This window comes from Paenibacillus sp. NPDC056933, from assembly GCF_042674385.1.
GTDB lineage: Bacteria > Bacillota > Bacilli > Paenibacillales > Paenibacillaceae > Paenibacillus.
Genome location: NZ_JBHUQN010000003.1, coordinates 530,742 through 556,890, shown reverse-complemented (window position 1 = coordinate 556,890; position 26,149 = coordinate 530,742). Strand labels below are relative to the sequence as shown.

The 26,149-nt window shown below is 48.7% G+C and carries 18 protein-coding genes; 4 read left to right on the top strand and 14 right to left on the bottom strand.

Features of this window, described 5'->3' with window-relative positions; all coding sequences use genetic code 11:
- Positions 1-107: 107 nt before the first annotated feature.
- From ACFTRD_RS22680 to ACFTRD_RS22645, 8 genes are all read right to left on the bottom strand, one after another.
- Positions 108-1,178 carry an ABC transporter substrate-binding protein gene (locus ACFTRD_RS22680; RefSeq protein ID WP_379384446.1) on the bottom strand — a complete coding sequence of 357 codons (1,071 nt, stop codon included), beginning with the start codon at positions 1,176-1,178 and terminating at the stop codon, positions 108-110.
- A gap of 439 nt (positions 1,179-1,617) precedes the next feature.
- Positions 1,618-1,962: a DUF2294 domain-containing protein gene (locus tag ACFTRD_RS22675; protein ID WP_379383970.1), complete on the bottom strand. Its 345-nt coding sequence runs from the start codon at positions 1,960-1,962 to the stop codon at positions 1,618-1,620.
- Positions 1,963-2,165: 203 nt separating this feature from the next.
- Positions 2,166-6,005 (bottom strand): GH32 C-terminal domain-containing protein, encoded by a 3,840-nt coding sequence (locus ACFTRD_RS22670; protein WP_379383968.1) that lies wholly within the window; start codon positions 6,003-6,005, stop codon positions 2,166-2,168.
- Between the two features lie 162 nt (positions 6,006-6,167).
- Complete coding sequence (locus tag ACFTRD_RS22665; RefSeq protein WP_379383966.1) at positions 6,168-7,061, bottom strand: ROK family protein; 894 nt, start codon at positions 7,059-7,061, stop codon at positions 6,168-6,170.
- A gap of 28 nt (positions 7,062-7,089) precedes the next feature.
- Positions 7,090-8,562 (bottom strand): glycoside hydrolase family 32 protein, encoded by a 1,473-nt coding sequence (locus ACFTRD_RS22660; protein ID WP_379383964.1) that lies wholly within the window; start codon positions 8,560-8,562, stop codon positions 7,090-7,092.
- A gap of 90 nt (positions 8,563-8,652) precedes the next feature.
- Positions 8,653-10,266 carry an ABC transporter substrate-binding protein gene (locus ACFTRD_RS22655; protein ID WP_379383962.1) on the bottom strand — a complete coding sequence of 538 codons (1,614 nt, stop codon included), beginning with the start codon at positions 10,264-10,266 and terminating at the stop codon, positions 8,653-8,655.
- 63 nt (positions 10,267-10,329) lie between these two features.
- Positions 10,330-11,211 (bottom strand): carbohydrate ABC transporter permease, encoded by an 882-nt coding sequence (locus tag ACFTRD_RS22650; RefSeq protein WP_192271497.1) that lies wholly within the window; start codon positions 11,209-11,211, stop codon positions 10,330-10,332.
- Between the two features lie 17 nt (positions 11,212-11,228).
- Entirely contained in the window at positions 11,229-12,212 is a 984-nt protein-coding gene (locus tag ACFTRD_RS22645; RefSeq protein WP_379383960.1) for an ABC transporter permease, read from the bottom strand.
- Positions 12,213-12,634: 422 nt separating this feature from the next.
- On the opposite strand from ACFTRD_RS22645, the gene ACFTRD_RS22640 reads away from it, so the two are divergent.
- Positions 12,635-13,696 (top strand): LacI family DNA-binding transcriptional regulator, encoded by a 1,062-nt coding sequence (locus ACFTRD_RS22640; protein WP_379383958.1) that lies wholly within the window; start codon positions 12,635-12,637, stop codon positions 13,694-13,696.
- Positions 13,697-13,782: 86 nt separating this feature from the next.
- On the opposite strand, the gene ACFTRD_RS22635 is transcribed toward ACFTRD_RS22640, so the two are convergent.
- The 3 genes from ACFTRD_RS22635 to efeO are packed head-to-tail and all read right to left on the bottom strand — an operon-like array spanning position 13,783 to position 17,904.
- Complete coding sequence (locus ACFTRD_RS22635; RefSeq protein ID WP_379383956.1) at positions 13,783-15,675, bottom strand: FTR1 family iron permease; 1,893 nt, start codon at positions 15,673-15,675, stop codon at positions 13,783-13,785.
- Between the two features lie 53 nt (positions 15,676-15,728).
- Entirely contained in the window at positions 15,729-17,003 is a 1,275-nt protein-coding gene (efeB, locus tag ACFTRD_RS22630; protein WP_379383954.1) for an iron uptake transporter deferrochelatase/peroxidase subunit, read from the bottom strand.
- 4 nt (positions 17,004-17,007) lie between these two features.
- Positions 17,008-17,904: an iron uptake system protein EfeO gene (gene efeO / locus ACFTRD_RS22625; RefSeq protein WP_379383952.1), complete on the bottom strand. Its 897-nt coding sequence runs from the start codon at positions 17,902-17,904 to the stop codon at positions 17,008-17,010.
- A gap of 303 nt (positions 17,905-18,207) precedes the next feature.
- On the opposite strand from efeO, the gene ACFTRD_RS22620 reads away from it, so the two are divergent.
- Both ACFTRD_RS22620 and ACFTRD_RS22615 read left to right on the top strand, forming a co-directional pair.
- Complete coding sequence (locus tag ACFTRD_RS22620; protein ID WP_379383950.1) at positions 18,208-19,122, top strand: hypothetical protein; 915 nt, start codon at positions 18,208-18,210, stop codon at positions 19,120-19,122.
- 271 nt (positions 19,123-19,393) lie between these two features.
- Positions 19,394-20,161 carry a DUF3105 domain-containing protein gene (locus ACFTRD_RS22615; RefSeq protein ID WP_379383948.1) on the top strand — a complete coding sequence of 256 codons (768 nt, stop codon included), beginning with the start codon at positions 19,394-19,396 and terminating at the stop codon, positions 20,159-20,161.
- Positions 20,162-20,351: 190 nt separating this feature from the next.
- On the opposite strand, the gene ACFTRD_RS22610 is transcribed toward ACFTRD_RS22615, so the two are convergent.
- Both ACFTRD_RS22610 and ACFTRD_RS22605 read right to left on the bottom strand, forming a co-directional pair.
- A complete protein-coding gene (locus tag ACFTRD_RS22610) occupies positions 20,352-21,305 on the bottom strand; it encodes a nucleoside hydrolase (protein ID WP_192271511.1) in 954 nt (317 codons plus the stop codon).
- Positions 21,306-21,579: 274 nt separating this feature from the next.
- Entirely contained in the window at positions 21,580-23,811 is a 2,232-nt protein-coding gene (locus ACFTRD_RS22605) for an MMPL family transporter (protein ID WP_379383946.1), read from the bottom strand.
- A 178-nt stretch (positions 23,812-23,989) separates the two neighbouring features.
- On the opposite strand from ACFTRD_RS22605, the gene ACFTRD_RS22600 reads away from it, so the two are divergent.
- On the top strand, positions 23,990-24,613 hold the full coding sequence (locus tag ACFTRD_RS22600) for a TetR/AcrR family transcriptional regulator (protein WP_379383944.1): 624 nt from the start codon (positions 23,990-23,992) through the stop codon (positions 24,611-24,613).
- Here ACFTRD_RS22600 and pdxR read toward each other — a convergent pair.
- Positions 24,601-26,082, bottom strand: coding sequence for a MocR-like pyridoxine biosynthesis transcription factor PdxR (gene pdxR, locus ACFTRD_RS22595; RefSeq protein WP_379383942.1), 1,482 nt, complete (start codon positions 26,080-26,082; stop codon positions 24,601-24,603). The two genes, ACFTRD_RS22600 and pdxR, sit on opposite strands and share 13 nt — an antisense overlap.
- Between the last annotated feature and the right edge of the window lie 67 nt (positions 26,083-26,149).

Here is a 26,149-nt window from a genome sequence, read left to right as displayed (position 1 = left end):
ATTCCCAACTCCTCGCTGTTAAATGGTTGCTTGCTGCAAATTTGGTTTGTCGAGCAGAATCCATATCTCTACTGCCATTCAACCTCTTCGTTCTAAACTGATTAAGCTTATTGGGCAATTTCACGGTTCCAACGATCAGTCCATGCTTTGGCCTGTTGATTCACAAATTCCATATCCAGCTTGTTCAGCTTGCCAACCACATCTGCTCCATACGTTACGCCTTCAGCTTCTTCGGCAGTCAATTCAACCTTCGTATTTACCGGGGAATCCACTTTGGCTTTGGCCGATTTGGCTTGTACATCCTGGCTCAGCTGCCAGTTGATGAATTCTTCAGCGAGTTCTTTGTTCTTGCTGCCTTTAACGACGTTGATCGTATTCATGACTGCATACGCACCCTCGCTAGGTGTAACAAACTTCGCATTTGGCACAGCCGCTTTCAGGTCCTTGAAGTACATTTCCATAATCGGTCCGCCAGCGATCTCTTCCTGGGAGAACATGTTCACGAATTCGGAAGTTTGAGTGTAGAATTTAACAACGTTGCCGCTTAATTTTTTCAGTTCCGCAAATGCTGCATCTTCATTAAAGGTTTCGTTTCCGGCTACACGGGAAGCTGCATCCAATACCATTGGGCCTGCTGTTGCTGTAATGTTCGGAATGGTCAGGTTATTGGCAAATGCCGGGTCCCACAGATCAGACCATGAAGTCACTTCTTTGGAAACGAGGTCCGGGTTATAGGCGATTCCGAGCTGTCCAACCGTGTAGGCCGGGCCGTAATCTTCGCCAAGCGGTGCTTTGGCAATATCATAAATATCGTTCACATTCGGAATTTTGGAACGGTCGATTTTCTCAAACAAACCTTCATCGATGCCTTGCTGTGCATAGTAATCGGACAGATAGATCACATCGACATTGGAGGTACCTTGGCGGATTTTGTTCAAACGCTCCGCGTTGTTACCCACTTCAAGTACGATGTCTACATTATGTTCTTTCTCAAATGGACCAAATACTTCTTCGTTGAAGAAATCTTCCGAGAACCCCCATGTGGAGATAACCAGCTTGGTTGGCGCCGTCCCCCCACTGCCTGATCCACCTGTTGCATCCTCTGTACTGCTGCCGCATCCTGCAAGTAAAACCGATGTCATTGCCACTGCCGCCAAACCGCTAATCCACTTCTTCATCATGATCCTGATTCCTCCTGAAATGTGTGATTTAACAACCCAAACCATTAAGTTGAACTAGCTTGATAACGCATTTCACGTAGAAAACAGAAAGAACCTGGAGAAACGGAGTGTTCGCCTTTATCACAAAATTTCTACCTTAATAAAGGGAATAAAAGAAATCTTGGGATAACAGCGATCGGAAGGTCTTCTGATTTTCGAAGGGTACATGCGTTATTTAGGGCTAGTTCAACTTAAAAAAACAAAAAGAAAAGCATTCTTGTATAAACAAGAACACTTTTCTTCGTAAACAAAGGAAAGCGACACCCGCTGCCGGTACATCATCGGTTTCTGCTTCAGAATCAATCCGAAGATCAGACGCCATCATATGAAATTGTTCGGAATCCGAATGATGAATTAGAATTATGTGCAACGCATGCATCGAACCTGTCGATCCATCCTATGGCTGTTCCAATATCACATTCGTAATGGCCCATTGCGTGGACGCATCATAATCCCGTAATACAGCTTCGATTGGCAAACCCATGTGTTGCTCCAACTTCTCCCTGAATTTCTTCTTATACAAGACAGACATGCGGAAGTCCACTTCCAGCTTCAAGCCGGGGGCCTCCCCTTCCAGGGCGTCAGAGCGCGGTGAACGTCGGTGCTTCGCGTAGAAGGTCACGATGTTCTGATCAATGGTCACTCTCAGGAGAGTGGTCCCAAAGCCGAACAGTTCCTTCGAAATTTCGTTATAATACTGGCACATCTTCTTCTTGCTCTCATTGCTGTCCAGCAGTTCCATGAACTCACCCACATCATTTACTACCGTACGTTCGACGTGTTAACACGATTGATTATACATATATCTATGATTTTAGGCAACCCAAAAGATATAGTTAACATGAAAATAACACATAAAAGCGAACGATAGGTATAAACTAGCGAAAACAATTCGTAAATATTCACCGTGAGCGCGCTTGGCGATACTTGCATCCCTTTTCGCTATTATTGTTGCTTAAAAACCCATTTTTGATACTTGTTCTCTTGACGAAGCTCACCCATTACCAGCTCCGCCCCATCCTCGGATATGCCAAGTGCTTTCCCGTTATGAGAACTTGTAATGCGCATCGTCCCATCCTCATTCTTTGAAATGATCCAGCGTTGATTCGCATAACCAAGATACGAATAGAGCTGAATACGATTCTGTCCTACATCCCAATCAAGAGACATTCCGCTCAATGTTCGAATGGAGTAAGAGCCGGAATCATCTCCTGTCGGTACAAGTACCCATTTAAAGGCTTCACTTGCACTCTCTGCCTCGTCAGCAACCTTTATCACTTCTCCTGCTTCAGATGGAACAGCCTGCAACGCAACGGGACGTCCTGCGTTACCCATGACCACCGTCCCCAAATCTGCTTTCTTCATATGGGTTGCATTCACATTCTGGAAGGAAGCACTTCCACCAAATACATGAACACCGAAACGCCCTTCGGCGAACGTTCCATCCTGAAGATCCATTATTCGCTCACCGTTTACATCAACCTGGATACGGGGACCGTCCGTTTGAATCTGGATGTGATACGTTTGATCCTTACGAATGAATCTTGGGATTTGGGCAAGCACCTGCCGATTTTCGATTTTCCCGTTCACTTTATAAAAAAGTCGGATGGCCTTCAGATTAGGGTCAATATTCAGATAATAGCCGCTTCGTCCATCTTCGCTGGCACGGAATACAATAGACCCCGCTCCCCCTTGAGCGCCCAGCGTCAGGTCAGCATCATATTGAAAATCGCCTGCCGTTTCCTTTGCGATATACTGTGAATCTCCATTATGGCTGCCCTGTATGCCTTGTTTGGAAACAAGCCATTGGGCAGATGATTTATCCGACTTCCAGCCAGACAAGTTGGTGTGGAATGTGCCGCTGGATACTGTAATCGGTATTTTGGCAGAAGCTTTGCCGTTAGCTGTCGATACCGTTACTACTGCTTCACCTCCACTCACGGCCCTAACCGTCGCTTGCGTTTTGCCAGAATGAACGATCTGCACCACTTTAGGATCGCTCACTTTCCATTTCAACGGTTGAACACCTTTACCTGGTCCGCCCTCAACTGTGGCGTACAGGGTTTGAGTCTGCCCTATATTCGCCATCCTTCTTTGCACATCTGCAATAACCTGCGTCCTAGAGGACGTGCTCTTTCTCCAGATGTTGTCCAAGGCGTGCACCTTCATGGAGCTGACCTTCACTTCCCCACCAAGGCTATAGAACGACATTGCTCTGCCTGCCGGATCTGGAAAAATGACATCCGAGAAAACAACCTTGCCATCATTGCCGAAGACTTCAACAGAGGATTCATCTACAAATATGCGTAGCTTCACCTTTTGATTTTCCGGTTGTAACGGGGCTTCATGGACCTTGGTGAATAAGTCGGAGAAGCTCACGTCACCCGAGGTGGTGCGATCCACGAACATGCTCTGCTTATCCACTCTGTACCCCACTGTAGTTTTCTGTCCTTCTCTTTGACGCAGTTGAAAACCAAACTCGGTTACAGAACTGTGAGCTGTAATTTCCACTTCAGCTTCAATCTCATATGCCCCTGCCGTTAGACCATCAAGCGGATTTCTGGTATTTGGTCCTACCGACAACTGTTGTGCACGATACAGATTTTGCCGTAGTGTCTGGAGCTCAGTGATTGGTGTTTGTACCAAGCGCACTCCCTCATCCGTGGATCGGAGAGATACTTCTCTCGGAATGGTCAGTTGTCCTTTCCAGGAGGAGGTAGGGAATTCAAACGGGTAATCCCAATTCGTCATCCATGCAAGCATGACTTTCCGCTGGTCTGGCATATTTGCAAAGGACATCGATGCGTAGAACTCCTTCCCAAAGTCCGTTCTCAACACCTGCCCTGCTGGATAATCGTTCAGGAATTTCCCATCAGCTGTCAGCTGGCCTACAAAATATTCCGCATCAGAACCCTGAGTCTTCGGATTGGCCCCTGTACTGATCATAAGCACCCACTTACGCTGACCTGTTCCATCTACAGGCAGCTGAATCAGATCAGGACACTCCCATACACCACCACGAACGTAGTCCCCGTATCCGAAGTTATCGGTTAATGTCCAATCGAGCAGATTCGTTGAAGTAAAGAACCGGATGTGATCGCCACCGGATACAACCATAATCCAGCGGTTGTTGTCTTCATCCCGAACGACCTTCGGATCACGAAAATCCCAACTTCCCGGATCATCACCTTTCTTGCCAGGGTTATCAATGACAATCGGGCGATCTTCAGCGTATTTCCAATTCCGGCCTTGATCGGTGCTGTAGGCAAGACCGATGCGCTGATTGCCACCCGGTTTATCCGGATGATGAGACGTGTAGTATGCAATCAGACCCTCACCACCCGAATCCGAGAATAGACCGGATGCATTATTAAGATCGGCAATAGCCGCTCCCGACCATACATGGCCCTGATCATTCCATGGCAAGGCAATAGGTAAACGCTTCCAATTTATAAGATCAGAACTGACTGCATGAGCCCAAGTACCTCCATCCTGATGAAACAGATGATACTCTCCTTCGTAATAGATCAACCCGTTCGGGTCGCTTGCCGATCCCCGAATCGGAGAATAATGGTACTGGGGACGATAGTTTTCCTTATAGTACGCCGACTCCTCGCTGATGTATGTATCCTGAAAATAGGCCGTACCTTGTTGAACAACAAACCCTGCATGACCACTTGCATAACTTGTGTCCGTGACCTCGACAGCCGCTGGAGAATAACCATCCATATACACCTGAATAAGGTCGACCGAGGCAATAACTTCAACGTGATGCTTCGCACCCGGTTGGCTTGGGTATGTTCGATCCGAGCTGGCGAGCACGGTACCATCAGCTTTTCGCAGTTGCACCCGAACCTCTTCCCCTTCCCTGATCAGGGCTGCTTCATATCCCCTCGCTCCGTCTGGACTCGCCCTGAATAACAGCGCTGCTGAGGTACTCGTATTTGCTAGAGATATATTCCCCTCATATACAAAATCAGACGCCGCCTTCTCGTAAATGACTCTTCCTTTGCCCTGAGCGTTTCCATTCCCTTTATAGCCTTTCAAATCCGGCTGCCATTCGCCTATGCTGCTAATCGGTTTGCCCATGTTGCCATTCATGGTACTGACCTGCACATTCTGGAACAACGCCGACCCATCCCATACATGGAGCCCCAGATTCCCTGACGAGTAGGCACCGTCCTTCACATCAATCACCGGGTCATACCGATTATCCCAATATACCTGAAGGCTCTCCCCGTTCGCTTTCACTTTCAGATGATAGATACCTCCAGACTCCAGGCTTACTTTATGTTCTACATTTAACGTTCCCGGCTGTCCACTTGCATCTTTTAGACGTATCACACCAGCCTGGGGAATGACTTGCAGCATATATGAAGCCCAGCCTGTATCATTGGAGCGAAAAATAAGACTTGTATCCGCTTTCATATCCTGAATCATCAAGTCAGCTTCGTAGATAAAATTATCGGCTCGTGTGGCTGATATGGCCATCACATTCTCCCCGACATCAGAAGTCAAAAGGATTCCTTCATCCGTATCTTCCAGACTGCCTTTGCCCTCCATTCTCCAACCCGACAAATTCGTTACTGCCTTGGACACGTCCGACAATATGTCAGCCCCCTCCTCTGGTTGTTCTACGGTCATTTCATTAGTTTCGGATGTTCCCTTTGCACCCATTGGCATCTCCCTACTCTCATCAGAATGGATGGAATACGCACCTACAGAAGGAGATCCGAGAACACTTAACAGCAAGAAACACCCGATGAATCCCGAAATAAATTTCATGGCATACCCTCTTTTCTTTTAATTGATCATGCACATCCATATATCACACCTCTATATCACAGATACAAAAAAATTCAAAAAGGGGCACCATACAGTTCCTTATGCAAAATAAGTAAACCTGTACCCGCGCGCCCCTCCTGAGGTGTAGCTTGATATTACAAACTATGAAACAGACGCCGCCGAATGTTGCAATGCTTCCAACCCCAGTGCAACGGCCCCACACAGTCCAGCCTGTTGTCCAAGTCCCGGCGGTACAATGTATTGGTCGATATGTTCCGTGATCTGAGCTGCATTCACATAACCATTCAGATTTCGCACAACCCGCTCCCTAATCATGGGGAACAGATGAGCTTGCTGCATCACACCACCGCCCAATATCACCTTCTGCGGAGAGTGAAGGAGAATGGAAGACGTAATGGCCTCAGCCAGATAAAAGGATTCCATCGCCCACGCGGGGTGATCCACAGCCAATTCACTGCCATTTCGCCCCCAGCGGGCTTCAATTGCGGGGCCTGCTGACATTCCCTCCAGGCAATCACCATGATAGGGGCATAATCCATGATAAGTGTCATCCGGGTGCCTTCTCGTCATGATGTGACCACCCTCCGGGTGCATCAATCCGTGTACCCGTTTCCCTTCCGCAATCAGACCAATCCCAACCCCTGTGCCAATCGTGTAGTATACACAGCTGTGCAATCCTTGGGCTGCTCCCCATTTGAGTTCACCAAGGGCAGCCGCATTCACATCGGTATCCCAACCAATCGGAATGGGGAACTCGCGTCGAAGAGTCCCTACAACATTACAATTTTCCCAACCCGACTTGGGTGTCGTTGTGATATAACCATAGGTCGGGCTGTCTTTCCGAAGATCAATCGGACCGAAGGAACCAATCCCGATCGCTGTTACCCCTTTATCCCTAAAATAGTCAACAGCCTTCAAAAGTGTCGTATCCGGATGTTCCGTTGGGAAACTGATCCTGTCCTGTATAACTCCGTGTTCATCGCCAATACCACAGACGAACTTTGTTCCGCCCGCTTCAATCGCCCCTATGCGCATGACTACGTTCCTCCTTGCTCTCATCCGCCTATCCTTCTCTCTTCACCGGAGACAACTCATAAATATTCAGTGATGAGATAACGATATCCCTGACTTTCGCCTCCATTGAAATCCCCTTGGAACTCTCGTCCGGATAGATCAAATCCGTGATTACCGCTTCCCCGCCATTAGCGAAAACCTCTACAGATGATTCATCGACATAGATACGCAGGTTCAAGTTCCCCTCTGTGGTGTACAAATGAGCTGCATGACGACCACAAAAATGTTCATGAAAATCAGAAACTCCCGATTGGTTGCGATCCACATAAACCTCATTTCGTTCACAATCAATACCCACAACCGTTTCGTTACCTGCCCCGCTTCTCAATGCAAAATGGATTGACTGATTCGGTGCCCACTCCATATGAATCTCATAACTGACCAGCTTCAGGTCTTTCAGTTGTTCCTGCACATGACCTATCGAAACGTCCTGCAAGGACAAGACCGGAGTTCTGGCTTGCTCCAATTCGTGTGCCGGACGCTGGATCAATACAATTTCTCCCCCTCTGGTCTCCAGCGCCAGTTCCCGAGCAATAGTCATGGCACCTCGATATTCTTCGGTTGGTGTGAGGTTGGCATACATCCAGTTGCTCATCCAGCCGATAAAGAGGCGTCTGCCATCCTCTGCAGGAATATCAGACCAACTCACTCCAGCATAATTATCACGACCATGGTCAATCCACCGAACAGTATGTGAAGCCTCGTCTGGTACAAATGTCTTTCCATCGAACTCGCCAGTAAAGTACTGGGTTCTGGAACCTTCTGTGAAGGCAGGGTCCGCACCGATGCTGACCAGCATCACCCATTTCCGCAAACTTGGCTCTCCATCCACATTCAGCAGGAACAGATCGGGACACTCCCATACGCCGTCATGCGAACCAATACCCTCGCCGAATTCGCTCGAGAATTCCCAATCTTTCAGATTGGGGGAACGGTACAGGCAAACCGTCTGACCGCTAGCGATAATCATCACCCACTCTTCGTTCTGCTCATGCCAGAATACTTTGGGGTCACGGAAATCAACGAACGAGTCATGCTTCAATACCGGATTACCCTCGTACTTAATCCATGTTCTCCCATTATCCTTACTATACGCTAGGCTTTGTCGCTGAATCGGATTTTGATTCTCCACTTCGAGGTGATGGGTGAAAATGGCTACCAACCCCGGCCCATCCTCGAAGAATCCGGTAGTATTCTCCCAATCCACCACGGCACTACCCGAGAATATCGTGCCATTCTCATCGGGAGCAAGAGCCACAGGCAGCTCTTCCCAAGAAACGAGATCCTTGCTAACCGCGTGGCCCCAATGCATGGGCCCCCACGTTGTACCATAAGGATGATACTGATAGAACAAGTGATACTCTCCCTTGAAAAATACCATGCCATTCGGGTCGTTCATCCAGTTCTCCTTCGGCGAGAAATGGTAGGTACTTCTGTAATCTTGTTTAAAAACCGTAGACATTATGGTTTCTCCTCCATATAAGCTTGGATGAGGGGACAATGCATTGGCTTAAAATCAAGCTAGCACAGCCCCTGTTTTCCGCCCGTTGTTTTATTTGTTGTTTCGGTCATACCCGGCTTGTTTAATCTGAAGCCACTCTTGCAAGCCAAGACGATCCAACTCTTTCAGATAAGCGTCCCACTCCTGATCGATCTTCCCATTCTGATACCACTCAGTACGCATCCGCAGCACGTAAGCAAAAAGATCTGTTTCAATCGTAGACAAACGATCTAATTCATCGATGGAGAAGAACACGCTTGGATACACGTTTTCCGCTTTCATATGTGGAACCATGTATTTATCCAGGAGATCCATGCGCCATGCGGCATCTTCCGGCTTGGTTGTGTATTTGCCATAGTAGCTGTCGAGAATCGCCAACGGGCCTGAAATACTCGTTTTTTGTCTGATTTCAACAGGTGCGGCACCTTTCAGCGGCAGATGTTTCAGCATGCCTTTGGCTTCATCGAATTCAAAGATATTCTGTTGAGTTTCATCCCCATATGTCCCCCAGTTGTCCTGGACGGATTGGAGTGGATCATATAACTGATCTACCCACTTTGCAGTGGATTCGAGATTTTTATTACTGCTGGTAATGACCATGCGTCCCCGGTCAAGTCCGATGCCATTGGTTCTTGTTACATTGACTTCCCCTGTTGGCCCTGCTACCGGAGGCATTACATCGTAGGTATCGTTCATGCCCGTAATGTTAGCCTTATCCCAGGTGAAGTACATGCCGTATTTTTGATCTTTTCCTTTGGCCAGATAGGTGTTCCAATCTTGTTGATAAGCCTCCACATCAACGAGACCTTCCTGAACCAGCTCGTGAATGTATTTGACGGCTTCCTTATAGCCTTCATCAGCAGCCGTGAATACCACTTTCCCGTCATTGGTAACCACCGTATGATCCCAATTCTCCCCGAGTCCGAATGCGGCAAAGAGGAATGTCAGGTCTTCACCACCGGGTTTGTTAATGAAAGAAAGCGGAATTTCGTCTGCCTTGCCATTGCCATTCGGGTCCTGGGTTTTGAACGCAATCAATACTTCTTTCAGTTCTTCGGTTGTGGTCGGCATCTTCAGCCCGAGCTTATTCAGCCATTCCACATTGATCCAGGGCAGGTTGTCCACTGCCTGAATCCGCTGCTTGCCACTTCCGAGCTCCTCAATCCATGGAAATGAATAAATATGGCCGTCCGGTGCAGTAATCATACTCTTGTATTCGGGAGCTTCCTCCAGTACCTTTTGCAGATTCGGCATGTATTGTGTAATCAGGTCTTCAAGTGGAATGATGGCCCCATCTTTGGCCAGTTTCAGGAGATCATAATCCCCATAACCTGCGTCAAAAATGGCATCCGGCAAATCACCGCTGGCTACCGCCAGATTTCTTTTCTCCACAAATACATCACTCGTATAGTTTTTCCAGTTGATATGCACATTGGTCTTCTCTTCGAGTCTTTTATTAATCAGCTTGTCGTTCGGATCAGCCGGGGCCAGCGGAGAGCTCTGTGTTATAAAATTCAATGTCACTTTGCCATCGGGCGACTGGGCTTCACTCGCTGCACCGCCTCCGCCTCCTCCCCCGCCACAGGCCGAGAGCAGGAGCATTGCAGACAGCATGGAAATGGACGCAGTTGTAACGGCTTTTCTGGACTTGTTCTTTTTTTTCATGTGATGACCTCCATAGAATGTATTGGATCATTCTTCTTCCTTCTTGTTATCGCAGGCCGTTCACTATTTGAGTGAACCTACCATGACACCTTTTTCGAAATATTTCTGAAAGAACGGATACATGATGATAAGCGGCAGACTCGAAATAACGATGGCTGAATATTTGATCATCTCCGAGAGCCGTTTCAATTCCGCCATCGCAAGCTGATCACTGATCATGCCAGGCGCGGCCTGGTTCTGAATCAGAATGGAACGCAGAACAAGCTGCAGCGGATGGAGATTCGGATTATCCAGATAGATCATGGCATCAAAGTAGGAGTTCCACTGACCAACGAACGCGTACAAGGCAAGGACAAATATGATCGGTTTGGACAACGGAATGACGATCTGGAAGAAAATCTTCATCTCGGATGCGCCATCCACATTGGCGGCCTCTTTCAACTCTCGAGGGACCCCTTTGAAGAAGGTTCTGGAGAGAATGATGTTCCAGACGTTAACCGCTCCCGGAATGATAATGGCCCACACCGTATCCAGCATGCCGAGACTGCGCACGAGCAGATAGGTCGGGATCAATCCGCCGCCGAAGAACATCGTAATGATAAAGATAATCATGAAAAATCCTCGTCCGGCCAACCTGTCATCCGACAGGGCATAACCTGCAAATATCGAAACGGTAACCGTCAACAAGGCAAAGGACACGGAGTAAAGCACGGCATTTCCAAAACCTCGGATCATGGCCGGATTGGATAGAATCATCTGATAACCGTCCAGGCTCCAGTCGGATACATTGAAGGACAGTCCGCGGTTCAGTAGCACAGTCGGGTCCATGAATGAGGCAATAACGATATAAATCAGGGGAACGACAACCACGAGTACTGCACATGTGAGAAATATGGCATTCAACGTAAGAATCAGGCGATCCATTCCCGTATGCTTAACAACCATGGGTATAACTCCTTTCTTTAATAGAGGCCTTCGCCTTCATTCAATTTCTTAACAATCAGGTTCACCGTCACTAGCAGGATCACGTTAATTACCGAGTTAAACAATCCCACTGCCGCAGAGTAAGCATAATCCCCTGATTGCAGTCCCACCTTATAAACGTAGGTCGCAATGATCTCCGAGGAAGGTAGGTTCATCGAGGTTTGCATTAGATATGCCTTCTCGAAGCCAATAGACATAATTCCGCCCGCAGCAAGGATAAACACGATGGCCATAATCGGACGGATCGTCGGCAGGTCAATATGCCGAATGCGTTGGAGGAGATTGGCCCCATCCAGATTGGCTGCATTGTGAAGTTCCGGATCGACATTGGCCAGTGCGGCAACGTAGATAATCGAAGCCCAGCCTGCCCCGGTCCAGATATCGGATAAAATGTAGATCCAGCGGAAATATTCAGGTTCAGACATGAACATGATCGGCTGTCCAGTAATCCAGGTTGCAAGCTGATTCAAAGGCCCGGTTGGGGAGAGGAAGATAAATAGCATCCCCACAACAACGACGACCGAAATAAAATTGGGGGCGTAGAGAAACAATTGAATCCTCTTCTTCACCCCGGCCTTGCGTACCTGATTCAGCATTAGTGCAAGCAGAATGGGTACCGGAAAGCTGAAAATCAAACCAAAGAAGCTGAGTTTAAGCGTATTCATAAAGATGACATCGAAATTGGGCGAAGCCAAAAACTTCTCGAAATTCTTCAATCCTACCCAATCACTGCCCATAATACCCTTGATTGGACTGAAATCCTTAAATGCGATAATGGCTCCATACATCGGGATGTATTTGAAGACAAGAGTCAGGATCAGAGCTGGTGCAAGCAACAAATATAAAAAGTAATTCTTCTTGAGCTGCTGCAACTTGTAGCTGGTTGATGTCCTCTCTTTCAGCACCCTTCCCGTACCCTTTTTGTTGTCCACTGCGTTATCCAACGTGTTACCTCCGTTCATTACTTAAGTTGACAATTGTTTGTAGTAAGGGCTTTCAATATTTACAATTGCTCATTTGATAATTTACAATTTAACAGGAAATGCAGGCGTTCGTCAATACATTTTGTAAAAAAATAATTGTGCATTTGATGATATATTCGTATGTTTTTGTACTGAATGTCCATAAAATTTCATATATAACGTTTATCAAATTCCCTGAAATTGTCCCTACCCTTAATAGCAGTAAGAAAATAGGAAAAATTGATTACAACATCATTTGTAACAGGACTCCTAAATACATACAAAAAGCGATATTATCAAATTTAAAATGTAAACAAAATTGTGCATATGTAAAATTAAATTGCTATTTGCCTCGATCTATTATACATTTGACTTAGATACTAATATGGACGACCATTTGATCATTAGAGGTGAAATGCTAGATGGCAAAAGAAAAAGTCACGATACAGGACATCGCGGATGCTTTGGGCATCTCTAGGAATACGGCTTCCAAAGCATTGAATGACAGCGGAAATATCCCGGAAGAGACACGAACTCGTGTAATCAAAAAAGCAATTGAACTTAAATATAAACAATTCGCCTATATGGACAGTGAGCATGTTCTAACCAAGGCTCCAAGCAATATCGCCCTGTTAACCGAAAACCTGCCCAATACATCTCACTTCGGCTCGTTGTTGATTAGCGGGTTGGAGAAAAGAATCAGTGCGGAGGGATACAATCTCTCCATTCATATCGTGCGTGATGTGGATCAGGATTCACTTACACTTCCCAACAATTTTGATATATCCAACGTGGACGGGATCATTTGCATTGAACTATTTGATCTGGAATATACCCGTCTTATCACCGATCTGGGGATTCCCACGATCTTTATTGATTGCGCCTCCAACGTATGTTATCCGGATTTTCATGCGGATCTGCTGCTGATGGAGAATGAACACAGCACATACCAGTTAACCAAAAAGTTAATTGAGAGCGGCTACAAAAGTATCGGATTTGCAGGGGATTACAATCACTGCAAGAGCTTTAATGAACGATGGGTTGGATATAACCGGGCGGTGCTTGAATCGGGGTTGCAGGTCGATCTATCCCAATGCATCTTGGATAATGATCGCCTGTTCTTCTCCAAGCCGGGATGGATAAAACAGCGGGTTGCAGAGCTGGCGTCGTTACCTTCCGCTTATGTATGCGCCAATGACTTCATCGCGGTGGATCTGATCCGGGCGTTGAGAGCTAGAAATGTTACGGTTCCGAAGGATATTGTTGTATGCGGATTCGATAATGCACCCGAATCGCGAATTATCGAACCACAATTAACGACAGTTCATATCCATAGCAATGAGATGGGCATCAAGGCTGCGGAGATGCTGTTATCCCGGATTGATAACCCGTCACAGCCTTATCAGGTCGCGCACATTGTGACCAAACCGATCATACGGGAGTCCACGCCTACGATTATGAGGGCCAATCCACAGACCATCTAACCCAAGATCAAGATGTATTTTCTCTGCAAAACAAATAACCGTATCCTTCACGAGCCACTCGTCGTAAAGGATACGGTTTTCTTGAATTACAGAGATGCCTTGGATGCTCCTTTGACTGAACGTACCTCTGTACGAATCAGATTAATGATCATGAAGACCAGCACAACCATTTGTGGAATAAAGGTCTCCCATGTCGGATACATGCCAAGCCAGCCAATCGTCGGTAGACTCGGTGCAACATGAGCCCCCAGCGCTGAAGAAACTTGAAGGGAGTGAATGCTCTCTCCAAGAAATCGAAATACCAGATAATATATCAGCAGCGTAGCGGTCAGGAAAAACCATCGTACAGGCAGGCGTACACTGAACTGAATAATCGCCACAGCCAATACCATCAGGATAAGCAACGCTGCCCCCATACCGATCAATAGTTGCGAGGTCGCAATCGCAGGCGCCATGCCGATGTAAAAGATTGCGGTCTCCGCTCCTTCACGCAATATGGCGAGACCCGCCACAGCGAAGAGTGACCACAGACTTCCCCGGGCCAGCGCACCACCTACCTGTCGCTGTACATAGCTATTCCAGGAGCGGGTATTCGATTTGCTATGCATCCAATGTCCAACCGTCAACATCAGTACAACGGCAGCAAGCCCTGTATACCCTTCAATCATCTCCCGTGTGCTGCCCGATGACGCCACAGCAAGAGTCAGCGAAAGTACAACGGCCAGCGCCGCACTAAGCAGCAGACCACTACCGGCACCAGCCCAGATCCAGCGCCGGGCCGCAGTCTCGCCACTCTTCTTGGCATAAGCGAGCAATGCAGCCAGTACCAGAATGGCTTCCAATCCTTCGCGAAGTAGAATCAATGCTGCATCCCATGCATTGTATGAGGTGGTAGTCGTTAACGGCTCCAGCCGATTGATCATTCGGGAAACAACCTCGGTAGCCTTCGCCGTATTTGGCGGGTTGGAGACGACATAACCGGATGCTTCCGCCATTTCATTCTCAATAGCCGTATACGAAGCCGGAGATGATATCTGTACCTGACCTTCAACCAAAGGCCAGGCCACGATAAACTGCTCCAATCCCGCTGCGGCAGAAGTGGTATCCCCCGCCTGAATCTGCTGCTCTATTTGCTCCAGTAATTTCAGCAGGTCGGACAATGAAGAAACGTCGGAGGGTGCTGCTGTGTCCTCAATTTCCCCTTCCTTAAGCGTCCCTGCACTGTAGTCTGCGAGCAGCGTGACCAGGTTCTGCATACGCTCGGTTGCCTGTTCTTCCTTGCGGGGCTCAGCCTGCATTGAAATGCGAACCAGGCTAATGTCTTTCTCCAACTGGCTGTATACGCCAAAATGATCCTGACGAATTGGAGCTTCGGTGCCTTTCCAGGCCGTAACGATCCGTTTATAGGCAAGCTCTGCCCGGGTCCAATCGCCCTGTTCCATTGCACTCAAACTTTTACGTGCGTCCGGCAACAACCGTTCAGCCGCTTTACGGCCTGCGTCGCTGCTCTCTTCCGCACCCTGAAACGCCTCAATATACTGATTGGTCGCACGGGCCAGATCGGCCAGTGCTTTCTTGGCTGCATCAGGATCATTGCCAGACAGTGCCTGTTCTGCTTTGGTCATGGCATCACTTACAACGCTGGCGGCCAACGCAACCTGATCTGCATTCTGCTCGGGCACCAGCGTATTGGCGTCATCCCACAGTTGCCGGAATTCGGCGACGTCCTCTGTTGCTTCTGCCAGCTTGCCCTGTCCCGCTTCAACCAAGGCGCTGCCCACAGGCGGCAATAGGCCATCCAATTGTTTTTGCACAGACTGCTCCCTGTTTGGGAACCCCTCAGCAGAAGCATGTTGAATGCCCAGTAAACGAACTCCCCCGGCCCCCACCATCAGGAACACCAGCAGCATCAGCACGGGACGCATCAACCTTCCTTTGTACCGCCACTTCTGCGCCTTCCGATCCGCGATCCTGCCCATCTTTGTCATCCTCCTCATTCCTCTAAAACCGTTCAGTACCATCTAACCTTCTATTAGATCAACGTGTCCCCGATATATCCGCCGTTCGTTGTCCCAGGGAAACAGGCAAACACAGCACTGCCCGTATGCACGGTGTATTCATTCAGCTTGTCGTTCTTCGCCAGCCGTTTCTGGATCGGAATAAACTGCTTCTCCAAGTCCCGTTGATAGCTAATGAACAGTAATCCTGCATCCAGCTGTCCGGTCTTGGCATCGAGTCCACTCGAATACGAGTAGGAACGGCGTAAAATTTGCTGACTGCCATCCCCCTTCGCTAGACGAAGATGTGACGTTGCAGGAATGATTGGCTGTCCGTCGGAAGACTTCGCCTTCAGATCTACCGGATCAAACTCGCCGCTGCTGCCGAGCGGCGCTCCGCTGTCCCGGTGGCGTCCAAAAGTCGCCTCCTGGTCTTTCAGTGTGGAGCGGTCCCACACCTCCACACGCATGCGAACCCGGCGGACGGCCATATAGCTCCCGCCGGCCATCCACCCCGGACCGTCAGCAGGCTGCGCCCAGACGGTCTGGTCCATCAGCACCGCATCCGTTGTATCCGGATTGCCGGTGCCATCCTTGAAGCCGAGCAAGTTGCGCGGTGTTCCACCCGCAGGGTCAGCTCGGCCTGTGCGCTGGAAACCTTCCTGCGTCCAGCGCAATACCGCATGCCCGCGTGCGATGCGCGCGAGATTGCGGATGGCATGGAAGGCGACCTGCATATCGTCTGCGCAGACTTGCACGCACAGGTCGCCACCACACCACTGCGGGTCCAGCGCATCTCCGGCGAATGCCGGCAGATCACGCAGGCCCTTGGGCTTCCGGCCCTGCAGCCCGAAGCGCCCGTCAAACAAAGAGGGCCCCACACCAAACGTCAATGTCGTTCGTGACGGTGTCAGGCCTGCCGCTTCGCCCGTATCGGTGGGCGGCGTGTTCAGCGTTGTATTATGTTCGCCGATCATCTCTCCGGCGGCCATGGCAGCGGAAGCTGCCGTCCAGTTCTTGAACAGACGGCGAAGATCATCCGCACTTCCTGCCGTCACATCAAAGGCGGCAAAGCAGATGAAATCCTGAGCCGGGGTAATAATGCCCGCCTGGTGCTTGCCATAGAAGGGCAGTGCCTTGTCCGGCGTAGTCTCGGACATCGCCGCCAGACTGCTTTTGCGGCCCAGCGCCATCAGACCGCTGGCACCGCCTCCGCCTAACAGCAGACCCAGACCGGCCACACCGGTCAGCTTCAGCATTTCACGCCGTGACAACGGCTTTTTCAGCGAATCCTTTTTCTGCTCGGTCACGGTTCTATACCCCCAGTACCTGTCCCATGTTCGACAGCGGCTCGGCCAATGCATCCAGGTTCTGGCTCAGCTTGCGCACGTCCTCATCCTTCAGCTTCTCATAGGAAACATACCCGTCACCATCCTTGAATGGAGCAAGCTCTTTCTCAAGGGCATCGAAACGGTCCGCAATCTGCTGATTCAGATCCTTGTCTTTGACAGCCAGATCATCCTTGAGCAGGTTATAGATCTCTCGTGCCCCTTCCACATTCGCCGCAAAATCATACAGATCCGTATGGGAGTAACGTTCCTCTTCGCCCGTTACCTTGCTGGAGGAAACCTCATTCAGCAGTTCTACCGCACCCGTTACCATCAGGCTCGCATCAATGTCCATCGTCTCGACTTTGGCACGCAGCAGCTTCGCATCACTTAGCAATGTATCCGCAAATTCAGTCATGCCTTCGGTCGTCTTGTCTTCCCAGAGTGCTTTCTCAATCCGGTGGAATCCGCGCCAGTCGGCAGCCTCCACATCTCCGTCACGCGCATCGATATTCGGGTCTAGATCACCAAGTGCCTCGGCTACCGGTTCAATTCGTTCATAATACATACGAGCTGGTGCATATAATGATTTGGCAGTCTCCAAATCACCAGCTTTCACGGCATCCGTGAACTTCTCCGTTTGCTTCACGAATTCATCAATCTGCTCGATTGCAAATGCGCGATAGCCATCCACTGCGGTTGTATAATCACTCCCGGCCGCTTGCTGATCTGCTGCATCCGTGGTTTCTGTGGATGTTTGATTTTCGCTTTGTGCAACAGGCGTCTCTGCCTGCTTGTCCGAAGCCGCATCATTATTGCCGCAAGCGGCGAGTAAAACCGAAGTTGCCAGCACAACAGCCGGCAATGCCAATATTTTTTTCAACACGATACACTCCCTATTGGTTAAACTGATTTGTTTGTACTCCTTGCACATGAACATGTCGGATGAGTACAACCCTTGGATTAACGTCCATTTAATGATAATGATTATCAATTTCGGTAATGACATCATAATTCCGACACATACTTATGTCAATATGAAAATAAGAGGACCGCCCAATCCCTAACTCGGTAGGAGAAACCGGGCTTTAGTTCCCTTGAAATCATAGACAAACTTCGCCATCAACCGTTAAAATGAGACAAAATGTCTATATTATTATAATTTTTGTCATTGGAGGCTCATGTCATGAAATGCCCAGTATGTAATCATGAAAATGGAAATGCCAGCTTTTGCGAGAGGTGCGGCTCTAATCTGACCCCTTCTTCCCCTACTTCAGATGCTGTTCAGGGTCAACAATCTGCTGCTGACGAGCCTGAATATACCCGTTGGTCCAGCACCCAGGCGACACCTTCTCATGTTCCCGGCTCATCCAATACACCTTCTGCTTCCAGACCCGTACAACAAGGATCAGACTCTTCCAGCACAGCTGGCCATTCTTCTTCGGGAGACAATACCGCCAATCAATGGAACAATATTGTACAAAATGAGAAAGTTCAGCAAGCCAAAGAAGTAAGCAAACAGTATCTATCCTATTTCCTTAGCGTACTCACCCGTCCTTATCAAACCATGAAGACCGTCGGTGAACAGCATTCAATTAACGGCTGGATTACGATGGCTCTGATTGCAATTCTAACCTCTACATACTTTTTGATTACATTTAGCCGGATGGATGTGGACGGACTGTTCATCGCCGGGTTCATCAGACCGCTGTTGTTCACCGCCATCTCCTTGATCGTTTCGATCGCATTGATCTATGCCATACTGAAGATTGAAAAAATAACGTTCCGTCCCAAAACGCTGGTTGCCCAGTTCGGTACATTACTCGTGCCTGCTGTAGCATCGCTTGTTCTGGCGAATCTGTTTATTGTTATCTCGTATTCCATCGCCATCTTCTTCCTTGTTGTCTCATACGTAGTTACCTTTGTATCTCTTAACGCAGTGCTGTTCCAATATCCGCTGAATCGAACCAAGGCTGTTATTGACAGCATGTACAGCGTGCTGATTGCTAACGTTGTATTGTTTTATATGCTGTATCGCTTGCTGGGCGCTACGATTATTGGATTGATTGGCCTGATGTTTTCTCCATACGGGCGTCTCTAGCATCCATATCCAAAGCAATCACGAAGGCTCTCCCCGTTTATAGAGGAGGGTCTTCATCTGTTTTCACGGGATTTACCGTCAGCAGATTGCACTCGTTGTGTTCCATACACTATAATGTGTAGTGTAAAAGGTATGTCCTTTTTTACGTAAGGATATGAGGTGAGAAACCCTCCATGTTTATATGGGACCTGTACCATTGTCATTACCACTACATTATGTAGTGTATTGTTGTGATCAATTCATTTTATTAAGAAGGGTAGAGGAAATTGATATGAATATGAACATGAACATGAACATGAATATGAATATGAATCATATGCAAATGGAGCACGAGGCAGGGGCAACCTACCTGTGGCTTATCGTTGGTGCAGTCGTTCTGTTACTCTCCATCGCAGCTTATATCTGGTCTTCACGCACCCATAGGTCTGTACTGGCACATATGAAGAAGAATGAACGGGCAGCCATCAAAAAGAAAACCCGATCCATCCGCCTGGCTGCACATTCACTGCTAGGTGTGTCGATCATCATCATTGCTCTTTTCTTCATGCAGGATGCGTTCACCAAGTACGATGTGGCCGACCTCGGCACCAATGCAACAATTGACGTGACGGACGATAAATACTACGGGGCAGATCATACAGAAGAACCGATTCAATATGAGATGACCATCCCAACGTCGGGACCTCATAACCCGCATGATATCAAGTTTGGATTTTACACCGATTTCCCCGGCTATCCGTATCTGGTACATAATCTGGAACACGGGGATATCATCATTTATTATCGTGAGAACGCAAGTGATGAGCTGAAGGAGCATTTGAAATACCTTGCCAAGTTCCGCAAAGCTGGGGCAGGTATTCTCGCTGTACCGAACAAAGACATTCCCGAGGGCAGTGAGGTCGTCGTGACGGCGTGGACGAAAACAATGAAACTGGACCCGTTCGATGATGCCAAAGTAGGCACCTTTATTAATACATATATTAATCAAGGACCTGAAAAGATTCCTGCCTCCATCCGCCAGGGTGGCGGAACGATGTAATGCCCCTTTGCAGCAACAGCCAAGATTGGTTCCTTCCATAGGACATGGAACACATCTCGGGCTAGGTCATTAGCCCATCGAAAACATAAAAGCCGCATAACAGAAACCGGGGACATCCCCGGCCTCTCTGCCTGCGGCTTTGGTTTTTTGTTGTGATTGTGATGAAGGACAACCCTTCAGGTTGCCTAAATTAATAGCGCTGCGGAGCAGCTTTTTTGCCCAAATCCGTCATGTACGTAAAGAACGCTTCCGGATCGGTATCATACACGAGTTGCACAGGACGTCCGTCTGCTTGTTCCACCGTACGGCCCTGGCTTGGACCATCCGGGATGACAATGCAGTTCACCGTCTTCTTCTTCACGATGTCCTCACGTCCAACGGAAGCCGTAGTCAACACATCCCACAGATAGTATGTGGAATTCGTTTCACTGTACACCAGTGGCGGACATCCTGCGTAACAGTTACCCAGGAAATCAACGCCTTCAAAGCGACGCTCTGCAGCCCAACGGTTACGTACAGCAGGGGTCAGAGGTACTTTGTTCGTGCTTTCCAGGGCGACCAGATCAATCTGGATGCCGCTCTGCCATACACGGTAAGCCGCTTCCGGGTCCCAGAATACGTTCCATTCCGCTGTACCATCATGCTCAGGCTCCTCAACGTTCCCTCTTTCAAACGTACCGCCCATCCATACGAGCTTGTCGATTTTCTCTTCAATATCTGGTGCTTCATCCAGCGCACGCGCGAGGTCAGTCAGCGGTCCTGTGAACAAGAGCAGCGTTTTGCCTTCGGTGCTGCGCACTTTCTCAATCAGATGCTGATGAGCCGGAACGGCAGACAGAGGAGCTTCCATTTTGCCTGATTCGTTCAGTACCGGAAGTGCATCTACATAGAAGGAATGCAGTCTCCACGCCGCAGGAAACGGATTTTTCCCTCTGGAGTTGGATTTCGCTACCTCTACGGAATATGTGCCGAAGCGATCGATAATTTTACGGCTGGCATCTGTAGCTGGCTCCAGATATCCGTCTGCCGGAATAACCGATACGCCGGTTACATGTACATTGTCCATTTGCAGAAGCATGAACAGCGATACGAGGTCATCCACGCCGCCGTCATGGTTAAAATACACATTAAGTTGGTTCGTCATGCTTGCTTTCATCCTTCCCCCTGGTTGTCCTATTGATGTTCATCCCATCCGTCTGCCCAAGGCCGACGTTCTCTCTATTATGTCCCATAACCCCGGGCTACGTAAACCTTCCACCTCCAAACAAAGCAGGAAACATCCCTCATTCTGTGGACTTTTTACAGTTAAACCATTCCATCTCAGACCTTGTTCGGTCCAGCTTAATAATGAAAAGGGTACAAAGACAAGGACAGCCAGGCATGAGGCCCCACTGTCCTTGTCTGAATCCATCCATTGATTACATGGATTGATTTTGTTTCTCTTTGGATTTCTCTGCAACAGGCATGTACTTGCCTGGCCAGAATGCCCATTTGCCCAGCAGAGCTGTTATGGCTGGCACCATGAACGGACGAACAAGGAACGTATCGAGCAAGACGCCCGCAGCCGTGATGATCCCGAACTGCACCAGCACCTGAATCGGCAGTGTTGCCAGTACGGCAAACGTACCTGCGAGAATCAGACCTGCGGAAGTAATGACAGATCCGGTTTCACCTACACCTTCCTTGATCGCTTGGCGAAGGGGCATCGTTTTGCGTTTTTGCCAGATGCTTGAGATCATGAAGATGTTATAGTCCTCACCCAGCGCCACAAGGAATACGAAGGAATACAGCGGAATCGCTCCCTGAATGGCGTCTGCCCCCAGTCCATAGTGAATAATGAGCCAGCCCAGGCCCAGTGCCGAGAAATAGGACAGAACTACTGTCGCGATCAGATACGCGGTCGCAACCACGGAACGCAGGTATAACAGCAGCAGCAATGTGATCATCCCGATCACCACCGGAATAATGATGCTGGCATCCCGTTCTCCGGTGACTTCGATGTCATACTGTTCAGCCGTCTGACCGTCGATCCAGACATGACTATCCACACCTGTAACTCCGGCGTCTGTAAGCGCCTGTTCTGCCGTTGCCCGCAAATCTGGAATATGTTGCATCGCCTCCATCGAATATGGATTCAGATTGAATTCCACGTCGTAGGCAGTAATGTTCGCATTCTCGGCACCCTGCTGGGCATCGCCCACTTTGCTTACGTAATCCAGCGATTCCAGACGCTGTTTCAGGTCTGTCTCGCTGCCTTCTGTATCGATAATCACTTTCGCCGGAGCCAGTTCGCCTTCCGAGAACTGTTCTCCAATGACCTTGAAACCTTCACGGGAAGGCACATCCTCCGGGAAAGAAGATAACAGATCATACGTAAATTTAATTTGGCTTGAGAAAGCAGCCAGCCCACCCAACAGCACCAGCGTAATTGCCAGAACCGTCCAAGGCTTGGTTACCACTATACGGCCAATCCAGCTTTCCTTGATTTTGCGCGGAGCAGGCGCTGATTTGCCTTTTTTCTTCGCACGTTCCACTTCCATATCGTGCGTACGCGGTACAAACGGGTAGAATGAACCCCGACCAAAGATTGCCAGCAATGCCGGAACCAGCGTCAGGCTCGCAATAAACATGATGAAGATGGATAAACTGAATGGTACGGCAAAACGGTGATATGCACCGTATTCCGCGAACAGCAGTACAAGTAGTGCTGCAACAACTGTAAATCCACTCATGGCAATTGCACCGGATGATCCAGTAATCGCCTGGAAGAGTGCCTTCTTTTTATCCGGCTCATGATAGAGGATCTGACGGAATCTGGAGATCATGAAGAGGCAGTAGTCCGTTCCTGCACCGAACAACAATACCGTCATAATAGAAATGGACTGCGCGTCAACTGTTATCCAGCTCTGATCCGCCATAAATCCGAGAATCGGACTGGTGACCATATAGGCGAACCCAACCGCAATAATCGGGATAATCGCCAGTACAGGCGAACGGTAGATCAGGAGTAACAGCACCAAAACGAGCACAACGGTTGCAATCAGCAAGGATACATCCGCGGATGAGAACAATCCGCTCGCATCAATCGATATCCCGACCGGACCTGTGACCCGCGCACTTAGTGCGCTGGCATCATCAATGGCCACGTCAAATGGGTCTGAGCCAAAGATGTCTTTCGTTTTCTGCTCCAGCGCTTCAATGCCTTCCTTCAGCTGTGACGAATCCGCTTCCTGATTGAAAAAGAGCGGCATCACCAACGTGCTTCCATCTTCCGAAAGTTGACCTTTCAGAGCCTGTGGCGGCAACTGATAGAGCGGCACTACAGATTGCTGCTGCTCCACCGGATCCTGATCCAGCCGCTCGGTTAATGCCTGAATCTTCTCAATCTGTTCATCCGTCAGCCCACCGGCTTGACGCCATACGATGAGAGCGGGGAGTCCTTCGCCGCCGGGAAATTCTTTTTGAGCAACTGCTGCCGCCTGCACCGATGGCTTGGAATCACTCAGATCCTGCGCGTTATTCGTTTCACGGTCACCTACAGCAGGCCACACCACACCAAGAACAACCGCGATGATGATCCATACCAACAGTGTAATCCATTTGCTTCGTTTGCCGGCAACCCAGCGGCCGTAGCCCGAACCTTCTTGCATTGTCTCTTCATCTCCCTATTCTGGTTCTATGAAGCCGTATTTATATGATAGTGTAGAAATGAACCACGGGTCATATTATAATAATTTTAATTATATATACCAGAAGGTTAATTATGCAATCCCTAATTTTGTGAACACTTTTGCACAGCCAACATAACAAGTAAAGAGGTATGCAACCATGAGCAAACAAACAAACCCGCCCCGTTCCCCTGGCAGACCCAAAGCTGGTGCCGAACAGACATCAGCCCAGTCCAAAATACTGATGACCGCCTCACAGCTCTTTATGGAATATGGGTACGAGCCCGTCTCCCTCCAGCAAATTGCCTCGCTATGCGGAGTGACCAAAGCGTCGATCTATTATCATTTTTCCAGCAAAGCCGAGCTGTTCACCGTTGCCATCACTCGCATGATGGCGATGGGCATGCAGCAGACCGCACTCCGTATGGATGCACCAGGGACATTGCAAGAGCGGCTGGAGAAAGTCGCAGAAAGACGGATGCAACAATCTCACGTCGATACCGAGACCATGATGCGTGAAGCCAATACCTATTTGGACGCAGATCAGCTGGCCCAAATCCGTGAAGCCGAGGTCCGCATCTATGAAGTCCTTGCCACCCACTTCAAGCGGGAGATGGACAACGGTTATTTGCGATCTGCCAATCCGATGCTGCTTGCCCATGCGTTCACGTCTTTGCTGATGTTGGCAAACCGTGAAGGCGTGCGCGATATGCATGCAACGATTGCCGATCTGGCACGCGAGCTGGTAGCTTTATTTTTGAACGGAGCCGTTCAGAAGGTGTAAAGATCTCTCCAGGCATTGGCTAATGCGGCGATACCCGGTCCAATGCGTTCCGCTTCAATGCCAGCAAAACCTATAATGAACTCCCTTTTGCCATCTGCTGGTTCACTCCCATCCGTCCACAAGTATTCTGTTGAACTAATCTGTATACCCGCGCTTAACGCCGCAGCCACCAGCTCCGCGGCTGTTTGTGTTGAACCCGTTCTGAGCACCAGATGAAATCCGGCATTTTGACCACTTATCTCAACCTTTCCCCCAAAATACTGCCGAATTGCCTGAACGATCAAGTCATGTTTACGTTTATAAACATTACGCACTTTACGTATGTGTTTACCTAACTCTCCCTCATGCATAAACATTTCCAACGTACGCTGGTGAAGACGGGAGGCGGACTGTTCAAACAGAATCGTCTTGTACATCTCCCGAAAGGATATCATTAGCTCCTTGGGAAGTACCATATAATGAACACACAGAGCAGGCGCGAGAACTTGGGAAAATCCGCCCATATAAATCACCCTGCTGCTCTCCCGCAAACCCTGCATGGAAGGAATAGGTCGTCCATGATACCGAAATTCGCCGTCATAATCATCTTCAATGATGTAAGCCCCCGTTCGCTCCGCCCAGTCCAGCAAAGCCAATCTTCTGGCAATGGGCATGGTCATGCCCAGAGGGAATTGGTGCGAAGGTGAGACACTTATTATTTTCAATCCCAAACGATCCAGTTCTGATATATCTATTCCTTCATCATCTAGGGAGATTGGAACAACCTGATAACCATAATTTCGGAATGTGCCCGGCAGCAGCCGGTAGCCAGGATTTTCTACCCCAATAGATTGTATTCCATTCGCGTGAATTAACGTCTGCACAAGCAAACACATTAACAAGTGCTGTTCTGCACCCATAACAATCTGCTCTGGAGAACAGTTTACGCCCCTGAACTGTCCAAGATAATTAGCAATTTCACATCTTAGACCCCACTCGCCCTGGGGATCACCGTAGAACAATAATTTCTCTGCCTCTTCGCGCCAGATGCGATTCGCATACTGGTGCCACTTGCCAAACGGGAACAGGCTGAAGTCATTGCGTGACATATGAAAATCAAATTCGATCACTTTCGTTGGACGAATCGCATTTCGCTCTATTTTCCGTTCATGATGGTGGTGTTCATGAATCTGCATATCCTCTTGCTCGGTTCTCACCGGAATTTGAATTTCACTATAACGATCCGTTATGGGACGTACACGATATCCTCTTCGCGGCTGACTGTATACATAACCTTCAGCGATTAATTGTTGGTATGCCCATTCTACGGGAGTTGTACTTATGCCGAGCATCTCGGCCAACTTTCGTACAGAAGGCAATTTGCTATGTTCCACCAGTTCCCTCTGAATGATTTCCCTTTTGATGTGATCCGAGATCTGTACGTAGATTGGGATGCTGTCGTTTCCCATCAGTTTCGGCAATTGAATCATGACTTGCACCTCATCTGTCCTGTTAAACTTGTTCAAACTGTATATTTAGAAGTATACAGTATTCAGC